The organism is Bacteroides sp. 43_46 (assembly GCF_001915455.1).
Classification (GTDB): domain Bacteria; phylum Bacteroidota; class Bacteroidia; order Bacteroidales; family Bacteroidaceae; genus Bacteroides; species Bacteroides caccae.
The window spans coordinates 1-19,626 of the sequence record NZ_MNQN01000044.1 but is presented as its reverse complement, the minus strand read 5'-3'; the positions used below and the strand labels follow the sequence as shown (position 1 = coordinate 19,626).

General features: G+C 42.0%; 14 protein-coding genes and 1 pseudogene. 5 read left to right on the top strand and 10 right to left on the bottom strand.

Translation table 11 applies throughout. The annotated features are described in order from the left end of the window. Window positions 1-34: 34 nt before the first annotated feature. From BHV72_RS04510 to BHV72_RS04500, 3 genes are read right to left on the bottom strand one after another with little or no spacing between them, the layout of a single operon-like run. Entirely contained in the window at window positions 35-520 is a 486-nt protein-coding gene (locus tag BHV72_RS04510; RefSeq protein ID WP_005678373.1) for an outer membrane beta-barrel protein, read from the bottom strand. Between the two features lie 4 nt (window positions 521-524). Continuing rightward, window positions 525-755, bottom strand: coding sequence for a hypothetical protein (locus BHV72_RS04505; RefSeq protein ID WP_005678372.1), 231 nt, complete (start codon window positions 753-755; stop codon window positions 525-527). Continuing rightward, window positions 752-2,182, bottom strand: a complete 1,431-nt coding sequence (locus BHV72_RS04500; RefSeq protein WP_005681626.1) for a carbon starvation CstA family protein — start codon at window positions 2,180-2,182, stop codon at window positions 752-754. Before BHV72_RS04500 ends, BHV72_RS04505 begins: the two co-directional genes overlap by 4 nt. Before the next feature lie 109 nt (window positions 2,183-2,291). Between BHV72_RS04500 and BHV72_RS04495 the strand changes: the two genes are divergently transcribed. After that, on the top strand, window positions 2,292-3,743 hold the full coding sequence (locus tag BHV72_RS04495) for a glycoside hydrolase family 10-like protein (RefSeq protein WP_122118179.1): 1,452 nt from the start codon (window positions 2,292-2,294) through the stop codon (window positions 3,741-3,743). Between the two features lie 484 nt (window positions 3,744-4,227). On the opposite strand, the gene BHV72_RS04490 is transcribed toward BHV72_RS04495, so the two are convergent. Continuing rightward, window positions 4,228-6,591, bottom strand: a complete 2,364-nt coding sequence (locus BHV72_RS04490; RefSeq protein WP_286854936.1) for a PDZ domain-containing protein — start codon at window positions 6,589-6,591, stop codon at window positions 4,228-4,230. A gap of 169 nt (window positions 6,592-6,760) precedes the next feature. Beyond that, entirely contained in the window at window positions 6,761-7,960 is a 1,200-nt protein-coding gene (locus BHV72_RS04485) for a hypothetical protein (RefSeq protein WP_286854934.1), read from the bottom strand. Window positions 7,961-8,122: 162 nt separating this feature from the next. Here BHV72_RS04485 and BHV72_RS04480 point away from each other — a divergent pair, with 162 nt between their 5' ends. Beyond that, window positions 8,123-9,301 carry an ATP-binding protein gene (locus BHV72_RS04480; protein WP_005678366.1) on the top strand — a complete coding sequence of 393 codons (1,179 nt, stop codon included), beginning with the start codon at window positions 8,123-8,125 and terminating at the stop codon, window positions 9,299-9,301. A 34-nt stretch (window positions 9,302-9,335) separates the two neighbouring features. Further along, window positions 9,336-12,820, top strand: a pseudogene (gene nifJ / locus BHV72_RS04475) (pyruvate:ferredoxin (flavodoxin) oxidoreductase). Window positions 12,821-12,939: 119 nt separating this feature from the next. On the opposite strand, the gene BHV72_RS04470 reads toward nifJ, so the two are convergent. The 4 genes from BHV72_RS04470 to BHV72_RS04455 form a co-directional block, all read right to left on the bottom strand. Further along, window positions 12,940-13,806 carry a glycine betaine ABC transporter substrate-binding protein gene (locus tag BHV72_RS04470; protein ID WP_022042403.1) on the bottom strand — a complete coding sequence of 289 codons (867 nt, stop codon included), beginning with the start codon at window positions 13,804-13,806 and terminating at the stop codon, window positions 12,940-12,942. Between the two features lie 18 nt (window positions 13,807-13,824). Continuing rightward, window positions 13,825-14,652 carry an ABC transporter permease gene (locus BHV72_RS04465; RefSeq protein WP_122295610.1) on the bottom strand — a complete coding sequence of 276 codons (828 nt, stop codon included), beginning with the start codon at window positions 14,650-14,652 and terminating at the stop codon, window positions 13,825-13,827. Continuing rightward, window positions 14,649-15,875 carry a quaternary amine ABC transporter ATP-binding protein gene (locus tag BHV72_RS04460; protein WP_005681634.1) on the bottom strand — a complete coding sequence of 409 codons (1,227 nt, stop codon included), beginning with the start codon at window positions 15,873-15,875 and terminating at the stop codon, window positions 14,649-14,651. The genes BHV72_RS04465 and BHV72_RS04460 overlap by 4 nt, the downstream gene beginning before the upstream one ends. Window positions 15,876-16,173: 298 nt before the next feature. Then, window positions 16,174-16,512 (bottom strand): MGMT family protein, encoded by a 339-nt coding sequence (locus tag BHV72_RS04455; protein WP_122295624.1) that lies wholly within the window; start codon window positions 16,510-16,512, stop codon window positions 16,174-16,176. 167 nt (window positions 16,513-16,679) lie between these two features. Here BHV72_RS04455 and BHV72_RS04450 point away from each other — a divergent pair, with 167 nt between their 5' ends. Then, window positions 16,680-17,840: an LruC domain-containing protein gene (locus tag BHV72_RS04450; RefSeq protein WP_229093640.1), complete on the top strand. Its 1,161-nt coding sequence runs from the start codon at window positions 16,680-16,682 to the stop codon at window positions 17,838-17,840. Between the two features lie 312 nt (window positions 17,841-18,152). Then, window positions 18,153-19,349: an LruC domain-containing protein gene (locus BHV72_RS04445; protein WP_286854923.1), complete on the top strand. Its 1,197-nt coding sequence runs from the start codon at window positions 18,153-18,155 to the stop codon at window positions 19,347-19,349. An 82-nt stretch (window positions 19,350-19,431) separates the two neighbouring features. Here BHV72_RS04445 and BHV72_RS04440 read toward each other — a convergent pair. Next, a partial coding sequence (locus BHV72_RS04440) for a helix-turn-helix domain-containing protein (protein ID WP_286854921.1) occupies window positions 19,432-19,626 on the bottom strand: 195 nt, incomplete at its 5' end.

The window sequence follows — 19,626 nt, the reverse complement described above, 5'->3', positions numbered from 1 at the left end:
CGCAATAACTCTCCACTCTCCATTCTCAAATTATTTAAAAGTAGAATCCGAATCCTACTTTAATGCCGAAACGTGAATTATCGGAGTCATCAAAACGCCATTTATAATAAACAGCCGGTTCGATAGTTACTGTCCGCGACAGGAAATAAGCATATCCGGCTTCGATACCCAATCCCCAATCGTTGTTATGACCGCCACCTTTATAACGTCTGCGTTCCCAATCGAGGCCACCACCGATATAAACACCTGTAGTATTAAAATAACAACGTGCTCCCGTACCTAATGTATATATATCTACCGGTTGTGACCAGTCAGCTCCTGCATTTACCATTAATGCAAAACCGTCTGCCAGAAATGTACCGGCTTGCGCGCCGATCCCAAATTTAGCATCATCATTTTTACTGTAAGAAAAGTCCAACCCTGTAACGGAAGGATTTAGAATCATAGTTCCTTTCTCAAATTGTGCCTGCGCAGCTATTGATGCCAACAGCAGACAAATAGCTAAAGCTAATTTCTTCATAAACTTACTTTTTTAAGTGAATAGATTGTTCGTCTTTTTTACGGCGTTCACGCATCTGTTCCTTTTTGCGGAGGACAAGCCAAAGAAGCAGGACAATGACATAAGAACCCGCCACCGTCAGATACTTTTCCGTCTGGCTCACTTCCGTATTGCGGGGTAACAGATAAGCCGCCGTCACGGATACATAAATAAGGAATGCAAGTGCAACTCCCGTTGATCTTTTTATTTTCTTCATTCTGATAATTTTCTTGTTTTCTGCTTGCTCAGCCAGACAAAGAACCACACAATAGCAACCACCACACATCCTACACCGATGTAATAAGAGATTGCGTGCGACAGTCCCAAACCTTCAGGAGCAATACATATATAAGTAGAACACACACTTGTCATAAACAAGGCAGGTATCAAAGTAATGACATACGGTTTCTTGGATACCGCCAGATAAACCGTTATTGCCCAGAGGGTAAACACAGCCAATGTCTGGTTGGCCCAGGCAAAATAACGCCAGATCATATTAAATCCGTTCGCATCACGCAGGCTATACAGAAGTAAACCGATAGCCGCCACGAACATCGGAATACAGATGTATAAACGACGACGCATACTCTTTTGTTCCAAGCCCAGGAAATCCGCCACAATCAGACGGGCAGAACGGAAAGCCGTATCGCCCGAAGTAATCGGAGCAGCAATCACTCCCAAGATAGCAAGCACACCCCCGATTGTTCCCAGCCACTCTTTTGTGATTGCATCTACTATGACGGAAGCATTACTCTCTTCCATCCCATTCTCATGGAAAAAGTAAGTAGCGGCGGCAGCCCAAATCAGTGCAACGATGCCTTCGGTTATCATTGCACCGTAGAACACCGGACGCCCATGACGTTCCGAAGTCATGCAACGAGCCATTAAAGGACTTTGTGTAGCATGGAAACCGGAAATTGCACCACAGGCAATACTCACAAACATTATCGGAAAGATAGGAAGTTCACTCGCCTCCGGGTTCGTATTTTGCAGTCCGTCCCACAGTTCCGGCAAAGCGGGATGATTCACATAAAGCATGACGAGAATCCCCACAGCCATAAACAACAAGGCAATTGCAAACAACGGATATATCTTACCTATAATCTTATCTACAGGCAACAATGTAGCCAAAATATAATACGCAAACACAACGATAATCCAGAACGTAGCATCCAGACTTTCCGGCGTCAGTTTCGCCAGCAATCCCGCAGGACCGGCCACAAAAACCGAACCGACCAAAATCATCAGGATAACGGTGAAACCTCTCATTATCTGTTTCGTCGTAAGTCCCAAATAGCGTCCGATAATTTCCGGCAAACTCTCGCCCTCATGACGCAAGGAAAGCATTCCGGCAAAATAATCGTGCACCGCCCCGGCAAAAATACTTCCCAACACAATCCATAAATAAGAAGAACTACCGAATTTAGCTCCCATTATTGCACCGAATATCGGACCTAGTCCGGCAATATTAAGGAACTGAATCATAAAAATCTTCCAGGTCGGCAATGGAATATAGTCTACTCCATCAGCCTTGGTCAGAGCCGGTGTTTTACGGTCGTCGGGACCAAAGACGCGTTCCATCAAACGTCCATACGTAAAATAGCCTACTATCAACGCCAGTAGGCATAGAGTAAATGTTATCATAGTGTGTCGTTTTTTTAGCTTGGCAAATGTAACATAATCTCACGAAACAGCCCAACATTACCGACACTTTTACTAACTTTGCAGGGATTTAAAACAAAAAATAAAGAATATGCGCCTATCTATTCTCATTCTTTCACTTTTGTTTCCTTTCCTCTCCGTGGCAGCGCAGCCCAAACATGAAGTCCGCGCCGCATGGCTCACAGCGTTGTATGGTCTCGACTGGCCCCGCACACGTGCTGTCAGTCCTCAAAGTATCCGCAAGCAAAAGGAAGAATTGGTGGATATCCTCGATAAACTGAAGGCTGCCAATTTCAATACTGTCCTGTTTCAGACACGCACACGTGGGGATGTGTTATATCCTTCGTCTATCGAACCTTTTAATTCTATCCTGACAGGGAAATCCGGCGGAAATCCCGGTTATGATCCGCTCGCTTTTGCCATTGAAGAATGCCACAAGCGGGGTATGGAATGCCACGCCTGGATGGTAACTATTCCGTTGGGAAACAGGAAACACGTTGCCTCGCTCGGCAACCGGTCCGTCACCAAGCGGATGAAAGATATTTGCGTACCTTACAAGAACGAATATTTCCTTAATCCTGGACATCCGGGAACTAAAGAATATTTGATGAAACTGGTACGGGAAGTCGTGAGCCGTTATGATATAGACGGGGTACATTTCGATTATCTGCGTTATCCGGAGAATGCTCCTCTCTTTCCCGACAAATATGATTTCCGCCGATACGGGAAAGGGCGTACACTGGACCAGTGGCGGCGGGATAATATTTCTGAAATTGTACGTTATATATATAAAGGTGTAAAAGCAATGAAGCCTTGGGTGAAGCTCAGCGCCAGTCCGGTTGGGAAATACCGGGACACTTCGCGTTATCCTTCCCGTGGGTGGAACGCTTTCTTCACTGTTTATCAAGACCCGCAAGGCTGGCTTGGCGAAGGTATTATGGACCAGATATATCCAATGATGTATTTTCAGGGAAACAGCTTCTATCCTTTTGCCCTTGACTGGCAGGAGCAAAGCAACGGACGACAAGTAATTCCGGGGCTCGGCATCTATTTCCTTCATCCCGACGAAGGTAAATGGACACGGGACGAGATAGACCGTCAAATAAACTTCATCCGGAATCATAAAATGGCGGGTGAAGGCCACTACCGGGTAAAATATCTCATGGAGAACACTCAAGGCATCTATGATGAACTAATCGAGAACTTCTACGCATACCCGGCTTTACAGCCACCGATGCCCTGGTTGGACAATGTTCCGCCCACAGCTCCGTCCGAACTGAAAGTAAGGACTATCGACAGTGGATATACGGAATTGAAATGGCAGGCCGCTACCGACAATGATCCACGTAATAATCCGATGTACATTATTTATGCATCGAATGAATATCCGGTAGACACCAGTCGGCCGGAAAATATCGTTGCACAGAATATCAGAGAGACAAGTTATATCTACGCCCCTATCCTGCCTTGGAATGCCAAAAAACATTTTGCCGTTACAGCCGTAGACCGTTACGGGAATGAAAGTACAGCAGCACAAAAATAACTCCCCCCTACCCAGGAGCAAAGAACCGGATTAAATACTACATAAGGCATAAGAATGCACGTTTTACAGTAAGATAACCCGTATTTTGCAGCTTAATAATCCGGTTGGAGTATCAGTCTTTTTATAGCCCACAGACGCAGGCTGTACAGCCCACGCATGCAAACCGTACAGCACACGTATGGAGGCTGTACGTCACACAGCTGTGGGCTATAAATTTAACGCCTTTCAAGGCGGATTATTAAGCCATGATAATCGGATTTATGCGTGCCCATTACAATAAAAACAAGCCAGCTTACGCGACCTTTATCCGGTTGCCTTATCTATGACAGATACCCTGTTTTTTGCAGTAAAAGTATGATAGATACCCCCTAATAGAAGGCATCTATCATACTTATTTCTCTGATAATTAGAAGAATATTAAAATCAATGATAGATATGACAGACATTTATTTCATTATGTAATAAGTAAAAACATGGATAAAAATCAAAGAGGAATAACAACTTTATGTTCCTTCTGATTTCTGAAAATAACAAGCTCTGCCTTTTTACTTGTATCCACGTGCTTCAACGCCTCCTCCATATCATCTAAATTATTGACCGGCTTTCCATTTACACTAAGAATAACATCATTCGAAGCAATAAAATCTCGGACTTGATTACTACCTAAGACATCTACAGAAACGACATAAACTCCCCGTTCCGTATCCATACCCGTAGCAGAACGTTCCTCCAATGTATCCAGATTCTTAAACGTTACCCCTTTCCAAAACATCGTTTTAGTATCCGTTGCATGACCTGCCACAAGCGGAACGGGCATCACAGGACTTGCAGCCAACCGTTTCAAACGAGAAGACAGCACTCCGAAATTATTCATCGGAAAATTACGGAATCCTCCTTTGGTTACGACTTCAGAATCGTCAGCTACATTAAAATTACCTTTCGCAGCATCCATAAACTTGACTGTGGTTACTATAGAATGAGCATCCCCACCAAGTTGGCGAGCTGCAAGATACGCCAAACTGTCTGCAAATATGTTATAATCTACCTCTCTGCCCCAACCACGCACACTTATAGGTTTATATTTGGTCATTACAATGTTACGTGAAAAGACATCTCCGCTATTTTTAAACCACAAATGCGGGTGAAGCGTATTATTGACGATAATATTATTCTCAACAGTCCGATAAAACCCTTCACGCAATTTAATGCCGCCATTCAAACAAAGATTATTGTAAATCTGGTAATTACTGGAACCATCGTCCAAGTCTATATCCCATCCTCTATCACAACGCAAACGATTATGGCGGATAATGATAGGTTCGACCACGTCTGCCAAAATCAACGCAGGCTTTTCATTCGTTATTTGCGTCATTATATTATAATTCGGATGCCAGAAACGGTCACGCCCCCAGGAGTTGATAGTTCCATGGTCACCTGTTTCCTTCACGGTATTAAAAATGTCATTGTATTCGATAATATGTCCTCCCCATGTGCCTTCGCTGATATTAATTCCGGCACGGGGAGTATTGTAAATACTGTTATGACTTACCGTTATGTTGCGACACATGGAAAGCTCCACTCCGGTAATCTGCTTTTCAAACAAACCGATTGTACATATCAAGTTATCAGAGACCTCGCAATAAGCAGGATGATTGTCATTCTGAGGCCCTTTCGTATAATCCATTTTATCCAAAGGAACAAATTTCCCATACCTAAAACTCGGCGAACGTACTCCCGCCACATCCCCGACGAAGCAAATGGCACTGGCTCCGATAGAAGTCAGGTAAGAACCGGTCACTGCCGAATAGCGATTATATTTATCAAAAAAGACACCATTCCCTCCTACGTTATGGATATAACAATCACGCAGAGCACATTTTTCCGTTCCCCTGAAAACAACGGTTCCTCCCCGATATATTGTCCAGTCCGAGCGGAGCAGAGGCTCATACTGTTCCATAAAGGTCCGTATCGTTTGTGTCAGCTCAATTCCTTGAATCGTTATGTTCTTCACCGGCTCGGATGAAGTTCCCGCAAACTCAATCAAGTTTTTAAGTTGCGGGGTCTCAAACGTCAGTTCGTTTATTTTTTCATCAGGTAAAGGATAATAATACAACCAGCCTTCTTTTTTATCATAGTACCATTCTCCCGGAGCATCCAATTCTTCAAAGATATTCTCCACCATCCTGTTTTCATTATGGATTCCCATAGGACGGTTGTTCTGCCAACCACCTTCCAGCTGTAACTCTCCCTTTTCATTTTTGCCTGTAATACGATAATGAAAATCACCCCAATCATGTTTATGCATGGCATGAAGGTATCCCCCTTCCGGAGATTTCCATTTTTTTACTCGTTCCGGGGCTGTTGCCAAAGCAGATGTGCCGTTAAAACGAACAGCTTTTTCATCATAATTAGGGTAACGTGCCATAGATTTCAATTCTCCATTTACGAAAAGCATATCCATAACCGGACTTCCTTTCACTACAGCCCGCATGATACCGTTTTTATATTTCTCCCATTTCAAGTCCAGTACAATCCCACTCGACAGTACGGTTTTCTCTCCGGGATAATTCTTTATTATCAATTCTTTCGAATCATTTCCATCATCAGAAGTCAGCATCAAGGGCTTATCTAAAACATATTTCCCCTCCCGCAAGTAAATTGTAGTGCTATTTTGATCCTTTCGGGCTTTTTCGACAGCTTCGTGAATTGAATGAAAAGGAGCCGACTGACTACCATCTCCACCCGATGATGCGTGAGGGGAAACGTAGTATATTGATTGAGCATAAATACCTATAAATGGTATCATTAACAGAAAAAGAAGAAGTGTTTTTATTCTTTGTGTTTTCATATAATATAATTATTTTGACTATAAATATGAACAAAGATAGCTTAAATAAAATACTCTACTAACGATAAATGAAAATTTAACAATCTCAGGTAACCAATGGGATGAATCCTATATCAAAAACAACCAAGCCCACACCATTCCTTTTTCAATGAGTCGGAGCAACCAACTTTCAATGAGTCGGAGCAACCAACATCCACGCCCGGTAACAGCTTCTCTTATGGACAGGCACCAAAGGTAAATAGCCGGAGCATACTTTCCCCTCCCTGATTTCCAACGGATAAGTGGCCGACATCCGTTCGTGTTCCTTCAAAGCTTCCCCCTCCGAAGGATGATAATCAATTCCCGAACATCCTGCTGAATCCGGATGTACATAGCAGTCATACAGGAAGCGCGTCATGACTCCCATATTCATGCGCAGATTTATTTCTACGCAAGGATGAATCCGAAAAGCTGTTTTTTCATTTTCCGGGAACCGGCAAATCATCATATCAACTCCCAGATAACCTTTATAAACAGAGCTTACCGACTTAGAAAGCTCACACTTCAAACGACTCTCCAAGTCCGTCAAAGCCCCTAAAGGTACGTATTGGGAAAGTTTCCCCCGGATTGCCTCATTAGAGAGCAGGTAGTTTCCTTCATACATTCCACTCTTTCCGGTACGGAAAAGAGAATATCCGGCAAACATCACTTCACCTGCCCCGTCAGAATAAAACTCCAAAGCAAAATCCTCTACCTTATTATATATGGGTTCCGCAATAACCCCTCCCTGTAAAGCAGCCACACGCGTGCACCAACCGGAGATAAAAGGAGTAAATGTACCTTTGCACCAGTTTAACCCTTTCCCACTTCCCGAAAGCGGAGCTTTCAACAAACACCCTTCCCGTTCTTCCACGAAAGATTTCCATTCTTCCGGCGTTTTCAGATAATAAGATTCTCCACAGAAATGTTCATTCAACTGTAGTTCAGGAAGTAACGATACGGACTTAGAACGGTGAGAGTACTCCTGCCATACACTTATTTGTTGCATGGAAGGAAGTAGGGATTCATCCACTCCCAGTCCTGAAAGTCGTTTCCGTAAAGCCGCATCCCACCCCCAAGGACGGATATCCAATGCCGGTTCGGCAGCCAATTCCGGTTCCGTCATTAAATAGACCGGAATATCCAACAACTCCTGCATCCGCTTCAAATAATCGAGATTATAAGCAGAAGAAGCCAGCACCGCACTTCCCCGTTCCGCATACCACACAGGAAGCAAAGCCAGTTCGGAAGCCATACGCCTGGCAGAAGCCGGCGGCATATAATTCGTTTCACCACTTGCCAACGCCAAATCATGCTCCGGATTGAATATATAAAGAGTCTTTTTAGCCATACCAAATGCAATCAATGCTTTATTCTGCAAATATATACAGGAAATAAACAGGAATCTTCACAATAAAGAGAAAGTTGTATTTAAAAGCACATTTTTGCTATCTCTACTTTGCAAATCCTAAAAAAAGCACTATATTTGCCACCCGAAAAACAAAGAACTGAAATGGAATCATTCTATCGCACACACGCTTACCTTGTTGAGCACACCAATGCCCCCGTTCGCCGCGATCTTATGGACGAGATTGACTGGAGTGACCGCCTGATTGGTATCAAAGGGACACGTGGCGTAGGAAAAACCACTTTCCTTCTCCAATACGCCAAAGAGAAATTCGGAACCGACCGTTCCTGTCTGTTCATCAACATGAACAATTTCTATTTCTCGGGGCATAGCATCGTAGACTTTGCCAACGAGTTTCAGAAACGTGGCGGAAAAGTTCTGCTGATCGACCAAGTGTTTAAGCATCCCGAATGGAGCAAAGAACTCCGTATGTGCTACGACCGTTATCCGAACCTGAAAATCGTATTCACCGGTTCGTCCGTGATGCGGCTGAAAGAAGAAAACCTCGAATTGCGTGATATTGCGAAAAGCTATAATCTTCGCGGATTCTCTTTCCGCGAATTTCTGAACCTGCAAACAGGTATGAAATTCCGGGCGTACAGTCTCGAAGAGATTCTCAGTACACACGAACAGATTGCCAAAGGAGTGCTTTCCAAAGTACGTCCGCTGGATTACTTTCAGGATTACCTGCATCATGGATTCTACCCCTTCTTCCTCGAAAAGCGTAACTTTTCGGAGAATCTGCTGAAGACAATGAACATGATGGTGGAAGTAGATATCCTGCTTATCAAACAAATTGAGCTGAAATATCTTTCAAAGATAAAAAAATTACTATATTTGTTGGCTGTCGACGGTCCGAAAGCTCCAAACGTCAGCCAACTGGCAAGCGACATACAGACATCCCGCGCAACGGTGATGAATTACATCAAGTATCTGGCAGATGCACGTCTCATTAATCTGGTTTATCCGAAAGGAGAAGAATTTCCCAAAAAACCGTCAAAGATTATGATGCACAACTCAAACTTGATGTATTCGATTTATCCGGTAAAGGTGGAGGAACAGGATGTACTTGAGACTTTCTTTGCCAACTCCTTATGGAAAGACCATAAAATACATAAAGGAGACAAAAATGCCTCTTTTATGGTGGATGAAGTAATGCCGTTCAAAATTTGCCCGGAAGGTACAAAAATAAAAAATAACCCGGATGTGACGTACGCGTTGCAAAAGGCGGAAATAGGTCGAGGCAACCAGATACCTCTCTGGATGTTCGGCTTTTTATACTAATAAAGATTTATTTACTTAAATATTTAATTTAGTTATGACTAAACAGAAGAAATTCATCACTTGTGACGGTAACCAAGCTGCAGCACATATCTCGTATATGTTCTCTGAAGTAGCAGCTATCTATCCGATCACTCCTTCTTCGACTATGGCTGAGTACGTAGACGAATGGGCTGCCGCAGGACGTAAGAACATCTTCGGCGAAACAGTGAAGGCGGTGCTGCCGGTGCAGTTCACGGTTCTCTCCAGGCTGGTGCGTTGACTACTACTTACACTGCTTCTCAGGGTCTTCTCCTGATGATCCCTAACATGTACAAAATTGCCGGTGAATTCTTGCCATGCGTATTCCATGTATCAGCGCGTACATTGGCTTCTCACGCATTGTGTATCTTCGGTGACCATCAGGATGTAATGTCAGCTCGTCAGACTGGCTTTGCTATGTTGGCTGAAGGTTCTGTACAGGAAGTTATGGATTTGGCCGGTGTTGCTCACCTGTCTACTATCAAGTCACGCGTTCCTTTCATGAACTTCTTCGATGGTTTCCGTACTTCTCACGAAATCCAGAAGATCGAAATGTTGGAAAACGAAGATCTTGCTCCGCTGATTGATCAGGAAGCTTTGGCTGAATTCCGTGCCCGCGCACTGAATCCGATGAATCCGGTAGCCCGTGGTATGGCTGAAAACCCCGACCACTTCTTCCAACATCGTGAATCATGCAACAACTACTATGAAGCAGTTCCCGCTATCGTAGAAGAATACATGAATGAAATTTCTAAGATTACAGGTCGCAAATACGGTTTGTTTGATTACTACGGAGCAGAAGATGCAGAACGCGTAATTATCGCTATGGGTTCTGTAACGGAAGCTGCACGCGAAGCTATCGACTACTTGGTAGCAAACGGTGAAAAAGTGGGTATGGTTGCCGTACACTTGTATCGTCCGTTCTCTGCTAAACACTTCCTGGCTGCTGTACCTAAGACTGCTAAGACTATTGCAGTTCTTGACCGTACTAAAGAACCGGGTGCTAACGGCGAGCCTTTGTATCTTGACGTTAAAGACTGCTTCTACGGTGCAGAAAACGCTCCGGTTATCGTTGGCGGTCGCTACGGTCTGGGTTCTAAGGACACTACTCCTGCACAGATCCTTTCAGTATTCGAAAACCTGGCTATGCCGATGCCGAAGAACCACTTCACTATCGGTATCGTAGACGACGTTACTTTCACTTCTCTCCCTCAAAAAGAAGAAATCGCTTTGGGCGGCGAAGGTATGTTCGAAGCTAAATTCTACGGTTTGGGTGCTGACGGTACGGTAGGTGCCAACAAGAACTCTGTTAAGATTATCGGTGACAACACCGACAAACACTGTCAAGCTTACTTCTCTTATGACTCCAAGAAGTCAGGTGGGTTCACTTGTTCTCACTTGCGTTTCGGTGATACTCCTATCCGTTCTACTTACTTGGTAAACACTCCGAACTTCGTTGCTTGTCATGTTCAGGCTTACCTGCACATGTACGACGTAACACGTGGTTTGCGTAAGAACGGTTCTTTCTTGCTGAACACTATTTGGGAAGGTGATGAACTGGCTAAGAACTTGCCGAACAAGGTTAAGAAGTATTTCGCACAGAACAACATTTCTGTATATTATATCAACGCAACTCAGATTGCACTGGAAATTGGTTTGGGCAACCGTACCAACACTATCCTTCAATCCGCATTCTTCCGTATCACAGGTGTAATCCCTGTAGAACAAGCTGTTGAGCAGATGAAAAAATTCATCGTTAAGTCTTACGGCAAGAAGGGTGAAGACGTTGTCAACAAGAACTATGCTGCCGTTGACCGTGGTGGTGAATACAAACAGCTGACTGTTGACCCTGCATGGGCTAACTTGCCGGATGATGCAAAAGTTGAAAACAACGACCCTGCATTCATCAATGAAGTAGTTCGTCCGATCAATGCACAAGACGGTGATTTGCTGCCGGTATCTGCATTCAAGGGTATCGAAGACGGTACTTGGTATCAAGGTACTGCTAAATACGAAAAACGTGGTGTTGCTGCATTTGTTCCCGAATGGAATCCTGAAAACTGTATCCAATGTAACAAGTGTGCATACGTTTGTCCTCACGCTTCTATCCGTCCGTTCGTTCTCGATGCAGAAGAACAGAAGGGTGCTCAGTTCGAACAACTGAAAGCAGTAGGTAAAGTATTCGACGGTATGACATTCCGTATCCAAGTTGATGTTCTCGACTGTCTGGGTTGCGGAAACTGTGCTGACATCTGTCCGGGTAATCCGAAGAAGGGTGGCAAAGCATTGACCATGAAACATCTTGAAAGCCAATTGGCTGAAGCTGCTAATTGGGAATACTGCGCTAATAACGTGAAGACTAAACAACACTTGGTTGACATCAAGTCTAACGTGAAGAACTCTCAGTTCGCTACTCCGTTGTTCGAGTTCTCAGGTGCTTGCTCCGGTTGTGGTGAAACTCCGTACGTGAAGCTGATTTCTCAGTTGTTCGGTGACCGCGAAATGGTTGCTAACGCTACCGGATGTTCTTCTATCTACTCCGGTTCTGTTCCTTCTACTCCTTATACTAAGAACGAAAACGGTCACGGTCCTGCTTGGGCTAACTCATTGTTCGAAGACTTCTGCGAATTCGGTCTGGGTATGGAACTGGCTAACGAAAAGATGCGTGCACGTATCGTGAAGGTTATGAACGAAGCTATTGCTGCCGACTGCACTCCTGCTGACGTGAAAGAACTGTTCGCTGAATGGATCAACAATATGCTGGATGCTGACAAGACGAAAGAATTGGCAGCTAAGATTATCCCGGTTGTCGAAGCTAACAAAGATAAATGTAATCACTGCAAACAAATCGCTGAACTGCAACAATATCTTGTTAAACGCAGCCAGTGGATTATCGGTGGTGACGGTGCTTCTTACGATATCGGTTACGGTGGTCTTGACCATGTAATCGCATCAGGTAAGGATGTTAACATCCTCGTTCTGGATACTGAGGTTTACTCTAACACAGGTGGTCAGTCTTCTAAGGCTACTCCGGTGGGTGCTATCGCTAAGTTTGCTGCTGCTGGTAAGCGCGTTCGTAAGAAAGACCTTGGTCTGATGGCTACTACTTACGGTTACGTATATGTTGCTCAGATTGCTATGGGTGCTGACCAGGCTCAAACTCTGAAAGCTATCCGCGAGGCAGAAGCATATCCCGGACCATCTTTGATTATCGCTTACGCTCCGTGTATCAACCACGGTCTGAAAGCCGGTATGGGTAAGAGCCAGGAAGAAGAAGAAAAGGCTGTTAAGTGCGGTTACTGGCACTTGTGGCGTTTGGATAGCAAAGAACCGAACTGGGAAGATTTCCAAGGTTTCTTGAAGGGTGAAGTTCGTTACGCTTCTGTAATGAAACAATATCCTACTGAAGCTGAAGAACTGTTCAAAGCTGCTGAAGAAAACGCTAAATGGCGTTACAACAGCTACAAACGTCTGGCTAGAGAAAACTGGGGTGCTGAATAATTAATCACACTCTTATACATATAAAAATGGGAGCCTGCTCAATGCACGGCTCCCATTTTTATTTAAACCGGCTCTGAATAGAAATCAGTACCGACCTTATTTGGTTTATTGAATTCTTCTTATTTATTCTTTGATTTCGGAATCCAACTGTCGACCAATTCACAATGTTCTTTTCTCCACTTACGCGCTATTTCTTCTTCGTCCATGCGGGCGTCTTTCATAGCTGTCATAAAAGAACTAAGTTCTTCCGTCGTCAATTTGATATTTGCAAAGAATTCAGCAGCAAACGGGTCTTTCTCACTGAATCCTTTCCAAGCAACAGCATGTATCTCTTCAAGGTCACCATATACTTTCTTCGGATCATTCAGAAATTTCAAATCAAACTGGTCAAACATCCAATGTGGTGTCCAGCCTGTAATAACAATCCATTCTCCTTTATCCATTGCTTTCTTCAGAGACGCCAGCATAGTTGAGCTACTTGAAGTCATAAGAGTGTATCCGTCAAGTCCGTAAGCAGAGATCGCCTTATCTGTGGTTTTCATAATTCCTGCACCGGCATCGATTCCTACTATTTCAGAAGAAAAACGGTCTTTATTGGCTGCCAGTTCGTCTATGGAATTAATGGTAACATATTGTGGTACGACCAGTCCGACACGTGCTTCTCCATAAACCTCACCCAAGAATTCAAGGCTATCTCCGTATTGGTTCAAGTAATCTTTCATCGTTATCGGCAACCAAGCATCCAAAAAGACATCTGATTTCTTTCCTGACATAGATACGAAAATCGGAGCAAGGTCTGCGTTTTGCAATTCGACTTCGTAACCTTGTTCTTCCAGTACCACCTTAGCCAAGTGACTCATGGCAATACCTTCTAACCAATTGGCATAAGCTATTTTCACTTTCTTTTTATCTACGTCCGAATTCGTACAGGAAACCAGTAAAAGCAGGGCGGACAATACTATTCCTACTAATTTATATATTCTCATTTTCTTTCCTTTCTGTTTTTAGTCTTTCTTGTTTTTTCGTCCTGCCATGCCTTGGGTAATACGGTCTAAGATGATAGCCAAGATAACCACCGCTATACCACCTTCAAATCCCAAACCGATTTTCATTTGGGTAATACCTTTCAAGACGATTTCCCCTAAACCACCGGCAGCAATCATGGCAGCGATTACGACCATGGAAAGTGACATCATTATCGTTTGATTTACTCCGGTCAAAATAGTAGGTAATGCCAGAGGAAGCTGTACTTTATAAAGTAGCTGCCAGCGGGTAGCCCCGAATGACCGGGAAGCTTCCACTACATTTTTAGGGACTTGCCGGATTCCCAGTCCGGTAAGACGAACTACGGGCGGCATGGCGAAAATGATAGTCGCAAACACTCCCGGAACTGCTCCCAAGCCGAAGAAAAGGACAGCGGGAATCAAGTAGACAAAAGCAGGCATAGTCTGCATCAGATCGAGAACGGGACGAAGTATTTTATCTGCACGCGGACTGTTCGCCGTCCATACCCCTAAAGGCACGCCGACAACCAGAGCCAAGCAAGTAGACGACAAAACGAGAGCAAGCGTTTGCATAGTTGCTTCCCAAAATCCCATTCCATAGATAAGCAACAAGCCTAATACGGTAAAGATAGCCGTTCCACGCCCGGCCTTCATCCATGCTGCGACAGCAAGCGCCAGGATAGTTATATAAAAAGGTATTCCGAAAAGTACATGTTGAAATCCTATAATGAAACTACCGATGCCTGAATTCACGGCATCAAAAGAAGTAGAAAAATGCACCATCATCCAATTAATGGCACTCTCTATATATTGTCCTATATTGATCATAAGTCTATTGCGTTTTGAATTATTTCGTTTATTTCTTCTTTATCTTTCCCCGTTACTTCGATGATTAAGGATGATAACGGAATAGTGCCCAGGAACTCACGGGTTTCGTCAATTACCCAAACGGGTGAATTGCTCTTTGTCATCAGGGGGAGAATATCTTCCAGTACCGTATCACACAATACGGAATGGACTTCCGTACGCACAACCGTTTCGATAGATTTTTCCTGTTTGTTACGCAGTTTCAACAGGTCGTTCAAGCGTACTTCACCTACCAGTTTATCGTCGGCATCTATGACGGGAAGTACTGTTATATTCTTCGCACGCATTTTACGAATCAAGACTTCGGGACCTTCTTTTTTCAGACGGGCTACCAATGGTTTGTCAATCATCAAAGATGAAGCGGTGATAATTTTACTCCTGTCAACGTTTTCTACAAAGCGGGCTACATAATCGTTGGCCGGTTCGGTCAGAATCTCTTCCGAAGTTCCTATTTGTACTACTTCTCCATCTTTCATGATAGCAATACGGTCGCCCAGTTTAATCGCTTCACTCAGGTCGTGGGTGATAAAGACAATAGTCTTTTTCATCTTTGATTGCAAGGCGAGAAGTTCATCCTGCATCTGTACACGAATCAAGGGGTCGAGAGCAGAGAAAGCCTCATCCATTAAAAGAACTTCGGGATTATTGGCTAAGGCACGAGCCAGTCCGACACGTTGCTGCATCCCGCCGGAAAGTTCGCCTACCATTTGGTTCTCGTAGCCTTTCAATCCGACGAGTTTCATACTTTCCATGGCTTTCTTTTCTCGCTCCTCTTTCTTCACTCCTTGAAGTTCGAGACCGAACGCTATATTATGTAATACAGAACGGTGGGGTAACAGACCAAAGTTTTGAAATACCATTGCCAGTTCTTTACGCCGGACTTGCAACAATTCTTTTTCAGACACCTTGGATATATCTATTCCATTCACAAGTACTTGTCCCGAAGTGGGACGTATCAGACGATTAATACAACGCAGTAATGTCGATTTCCCACTGCCGGAGAGCCCCATTATCACAAAAAATTCTCCTTCGTTAATTGAAATATTAGCATTTTTCACTCCTACTGTACACCCGGTATCTTTTAGGATCTCCGATTTACTTTTATCTTCTTTCAGCATCTTGAGAGCTTTCTGTTTCTCATTACCGAAAATGAGATATAAATCCTTTATTTCTATTTTGCTCATATAATAATATATTGGTTTAGATTATAATATTTGTTTTGTTTTCAACTGTCGCGCCTACCATTCTCACCAATGATAAACAAGTTGAAAGTTCGCTTGGTTCGGCCACATTACATGATAGCATGGCAACCTTATGAGTTTTAAATGATTAAAAAACAGACTGAGTAGTTTAAAAGGAATAGAATTTGGTAAGATTATCCTCTCAATGAACAGTAAAAACAGTATTTTTATATATGAATGACAGCCTGTTTTTGCATATTATTTCGACAAAGATAGGCAAAATAGATTAAAGATACAAATTTTATTCAGAAACGGAGTAATTCCAAAGGTGCTTTTTCAGGTCTACACACCCATTTTGTTTGAAAGAAACTCCTTCTTCCAATAGGATTTGTTTTTGTTCTTCCCAACCGGGAACAAGACGTCCTGATGCATTGACTACTCTATGGCAAGGAGTGGAAACATTATCCGGCACTTGCTTCAAAGCACGTCCTACCATACGGGAACATTGAGGCATCCCCAGTAACGCAGCAATACTTCCATAGGTGGAAACTTTACCCAACGGAATCTCACACACCACCTGATACACTTCCTGGCAGAAGGTTTCAGACAGACTCGCTTTATCTACTTTATAATCTTTCATTGTTTTATCACTTATTTCATGTCCAAAGCTAGGCAAAAAGTATAAATTTTGCAAATTATAAACATACAACAAACAATATTTGCAACTTTAATTGTTTTTAATAAAAATAACACCGTACTTTGTACTCGTTAAACAACCATATTATTAACAAGACAAACATAAGTGTTATGAAAAAGAAGAATTTTCTGTTCGCCTCTTGTTTATTAGGCATCTTCGCTTTTAGTTCCTGCGAGAAAAACCTTTATGATGAAAGCAAACAGCCTGAAGAAGAAACCAAAATGACTGACTTAATAGTTCCCAAAAACTTTGATTGGTCAGATACTCAAGAAGTTAAAGCTCAAATTACGCCTGCCGAAACAATAGTTTCCGTGTACTTAGACAAAGAATGTAAAGAAGAAGCATTACTTTTCCAAATGGATATGAATATCGAATCTAATGATAACCAATCAGTAGAGTTTCCTATAGCAATACCAACATACGTAGAAAATGTATATGTGAAATATGAAGGAGTAGATAGAATATCTATTGTACCAGTCCAAGACGGAAAAATCGCTATTAAAGCTCCTCAAATACAAAACATTAAAAGCAGAGCTGTCATAAATACAAAAAATAGCAATGAATATGGCCTTCTCAGTATTAACGGAACCCTTATGTTTGAAGATATGTACCCTCAATTAGGTGATTACGATTTTAATGATTTTGTAGCACGGTATAATCTTAGAATTCTGTACAAATACTCACGTGGAAAATACTATGCACATAAAATGTGTATAAGTGTTCAAATTAGAGCAGTCGGAGGTATATATAAATATGAACCATATATCCGTCTGACAAAAGTAAAAGCCGACAATATTATTATAGAAACAACTGAAAAAAATGTAAAATCTATAAAAGGTCCAAACGGAGAGGCAATTATCTCATATAAGAGTCCTACACCTCCCAGCGGATATAAATATTATAATACAGAAAAGAATGAGATGACTAAACCAGATAAGTTTAAAGAGATTTGGATCACTTTAAAAAATCCGATTGAATACGAAGACGTAATGGATAAAAACTATAATATAGATATGTATATTGCCAAAGAAAATCATAAACAAGAAATTCATTTAAAAGGATACGAACCGGTTTATGATCAACATCAAGATTATGCGGACAAAAATAATTTTGTATGGGGGATTAGAACATGGGGAATTTTTGATCATGCTATCGAAGGAAAAAATTTCCTAAAAGCATATCCTCAATTTAAAGGTTGGGTCACTAGCGGCGGAAAAGAATATAAAAGATGGTGGGAGGAAGTAGATTATCGATATGTAATTAGAAATTAAGAAGTTTATCACACTCTTAACATAAAAAAGAGGTAAAAGGAATCATTATGAATCTTTCACCTCTTTTTCTTTTGGCTATAACCAACAGCCTTTTATCCTATTTTTTTCAATAAACCTACCTTTTGATAATCTATATCCGGTATATTATCAAAAGAAAGATAAATATACCTCTTACGAACTATTGAATATATTTTGCAAATTACAAATGAACAAAAAAATAATATTTGCAACTTTTCTTGCTTTATCTACAAATTATTACGAAATTTACAACGGTAAAACAATAAAGTTACTAACAAAGCAAACTACTCTGTTATGAAAAAGAAAAATATCCTATTTGCAACCTGTTTATTGGGAGCATTCGCTTTCAGTTCCTGCGAGAAGAATCTTTATGATGAAAGTAAGCAATCTGAGAAAGAAATCAAAATGACCGATTTAGAGATTCCTGCTAATTTCCCGTGGGAAACCTCCAAAGACGCTAAATGTAAAATCGTATCTTCCACAACTTCTTTAGTGTCTATATTCTTAGATTCCAATTGTACCCAACTGTTATCTACGGTCAATATAGACCCTGCAGCTCCCGCCTTGCCAGTAGTAGTACCAGATTATCTTGAGAAGGCTTATTTAAAATATGAGACTGTTTCAGCAGGTAATAAAGTAATAGAAACAGAAGTGACAAATGGAATGATTAATTTCTCACTTCCCGAAGATGCCAAACCTTCAGTTGCTCCTGTTGTAACTAGAGGTGGTGGCAAAGGAGATTATACTCCGCAACCAGGTATGGAAGATAATATACTCGAGTATCCTATCGGATATGGTACTGTTATGTTTGAAGATATGTATCCTCAATTAGGAGATTATGACTTTAATGATTTTGTAGCCTGGTACAAATACCAATTACAGGATTTCTTCCACAAAGGAGGAACATGGTATACTTATGTCATGCAGGTCGGGTTTCAGATCAGAGCTCTTGGAGGTATTAACGATTTTTCTCCTTACATAAATCTGGCAGGAGTGAAATACGATGATATTGATGAAATAATTTTCCAGGAAACAGGAGACGGGATAGAATTCATAAAAGGTCCGAACGGAGAAGCAATTCTTTCCTATACCAATCCATCTAAGCCGGCAGGTAGCAAATACCTGAATACAGAACCGGAATACATAACCACCTCCGGTGTTAACACATCTATTTATATATATTTCAAAGAGCCTGTCGAGCTATCCAGATTACAAGATAAAATGGTAGATATTTATCTAGCCAAACCTGACCATGGAACTGAAATCCATTTGAAAGGGTATAAGGGAATCTATCCTTCTTCACAAAATGCCAAATATTCAAATGAGGATAATTATGTATGGGGACTGAAAGCTCCTGCTGCACTCAATCATATGATTGAAGAAAATGATTTCATAAAAGGATATCCTAAATTCAAAGACTGGATAGAAGGCAAAGGGCATAAGCAATGGTGGGTAAGCCCTAAGAATGACTACCTCATTCTGCTTAATTAAGTTTCATGTCACAACATATATTTAAAGTCGGAATCATGATAAATCAGACATGATTCCGGCTGTATTTTTCTGAAGAAAGTTTCTAACCCTTCCTCTTTAATAAATCTGTCGGGCTCTCCCCAAACAGTTCTTTATAACATTTGGCAAAATAAGAAGGGGAACTGAAACCGACTTCATAACCAATCTCCGACACTGTCATATCCGATGAAGCAAGCAGAGACGCGGCTTTCTTTAGACGGGCAATACGGAGTAATTCATTAGGAGAATAATTAGTCAA

What these genes read in the sequence shown, in the direction of transcription:
- BHV72_RS04485 (WP_286854934.1), bottom strand. Translation starts at nt 7,960, where the DNA reads ATGGCTAAAAAGACTCTTTATATATTCAATCCGGAGCATGATTTGGCG.
- BHV72_RS04470 (WP_022042403.1), bottom strand. Translation starts at nt 13,806, where the DNA reads ATGAGAATATATAAATTAGTAGGAATAGTATTGTCCGCCCTGCTTTTA.
- BHV72_RS04500 (WP_005681626.1), bottom strand. Translation starts at nt 2,182, where the DNA reads ATGATAACATTTACTCTATGCCTACTGGCGTTGATAGTAGGCTATTTT.
- BHV72_RS04510 (WP_005678373.1), bottom strand. Translation starts at nt 520, where the DNA reads ATGAAGAAATTAGCTTTAGCTATTTGTCTGCTGTTGGCATCAATAGCT.
- BHV72_RS04450 (WP_229093640.1), top strand. Translation starts at nt 16,680, where the DNA reads ATGAAAAAGAAGAATTTTCTGTTCGCCTCTTGTTTATTAGGCATCTTC.
- BHV72_RS04505 (WP_005678372.1), bottom strand. Translation starts at nt 755, where the DNA reads ATGAAGAAAATAAAAAGATCAACGGGAGTTGCACTTGCATTCCTTATT.
- BHV72_RS04455 (WP_122295624.1), bottom strand. Translation starts at nt 16,512, where the DNA reads ATGAAAGATTATAAAGTAGATAAAGCGAGTCTGTCTGAAACCTTCTGC.
- BHV72_RS04445 (WP_286854923.1), top strand. Translation starts at nt 18,153, where the DNA reads ATGAAAAAGAAAAATATCCTATTTGCAACCTGTTTATTGGGAGCATTC.
- BHV72_RS04490 (WP_286854936.1), bottom strand. Translation starts at nt 6,591, where the DNA reads ATGAAAACACAAAGAATAAAAACACTTCTTCTTTTTCTGTTAATGATA.
- BHV72_RS04465 (WP_122295610.1), bottom strand. Translation starts at nt 14,652, where the DNA reads ATGATCAATATAGGACAATATATAGAGAGTGCCATTAATTGGATGATG.
- BHV72_RS04480 (WP_005678366.1), top strand. Translation starts at nt 8,123, where the DNA reads ATGGAATCATTCTATCGCACACACGCTTACCTTGTTGAGCACACCAAT.
- BHV72_RS04495 (WP_122118179.1), top strand. Translation starts at nt 2,292, where the DNA reads ATGCGCCTATCTATTCTCATTCTTTCACTTTTGTTTCCTTTCCTCTCC.
- BHV72_RS04460 (WP_005681634.1), bottom strand. Translation starts at nt 15,875, where the DNA reads ATGAGCAAAATAGAAATAAAGGATTTATATCTCATTTTCGGTAATGAG.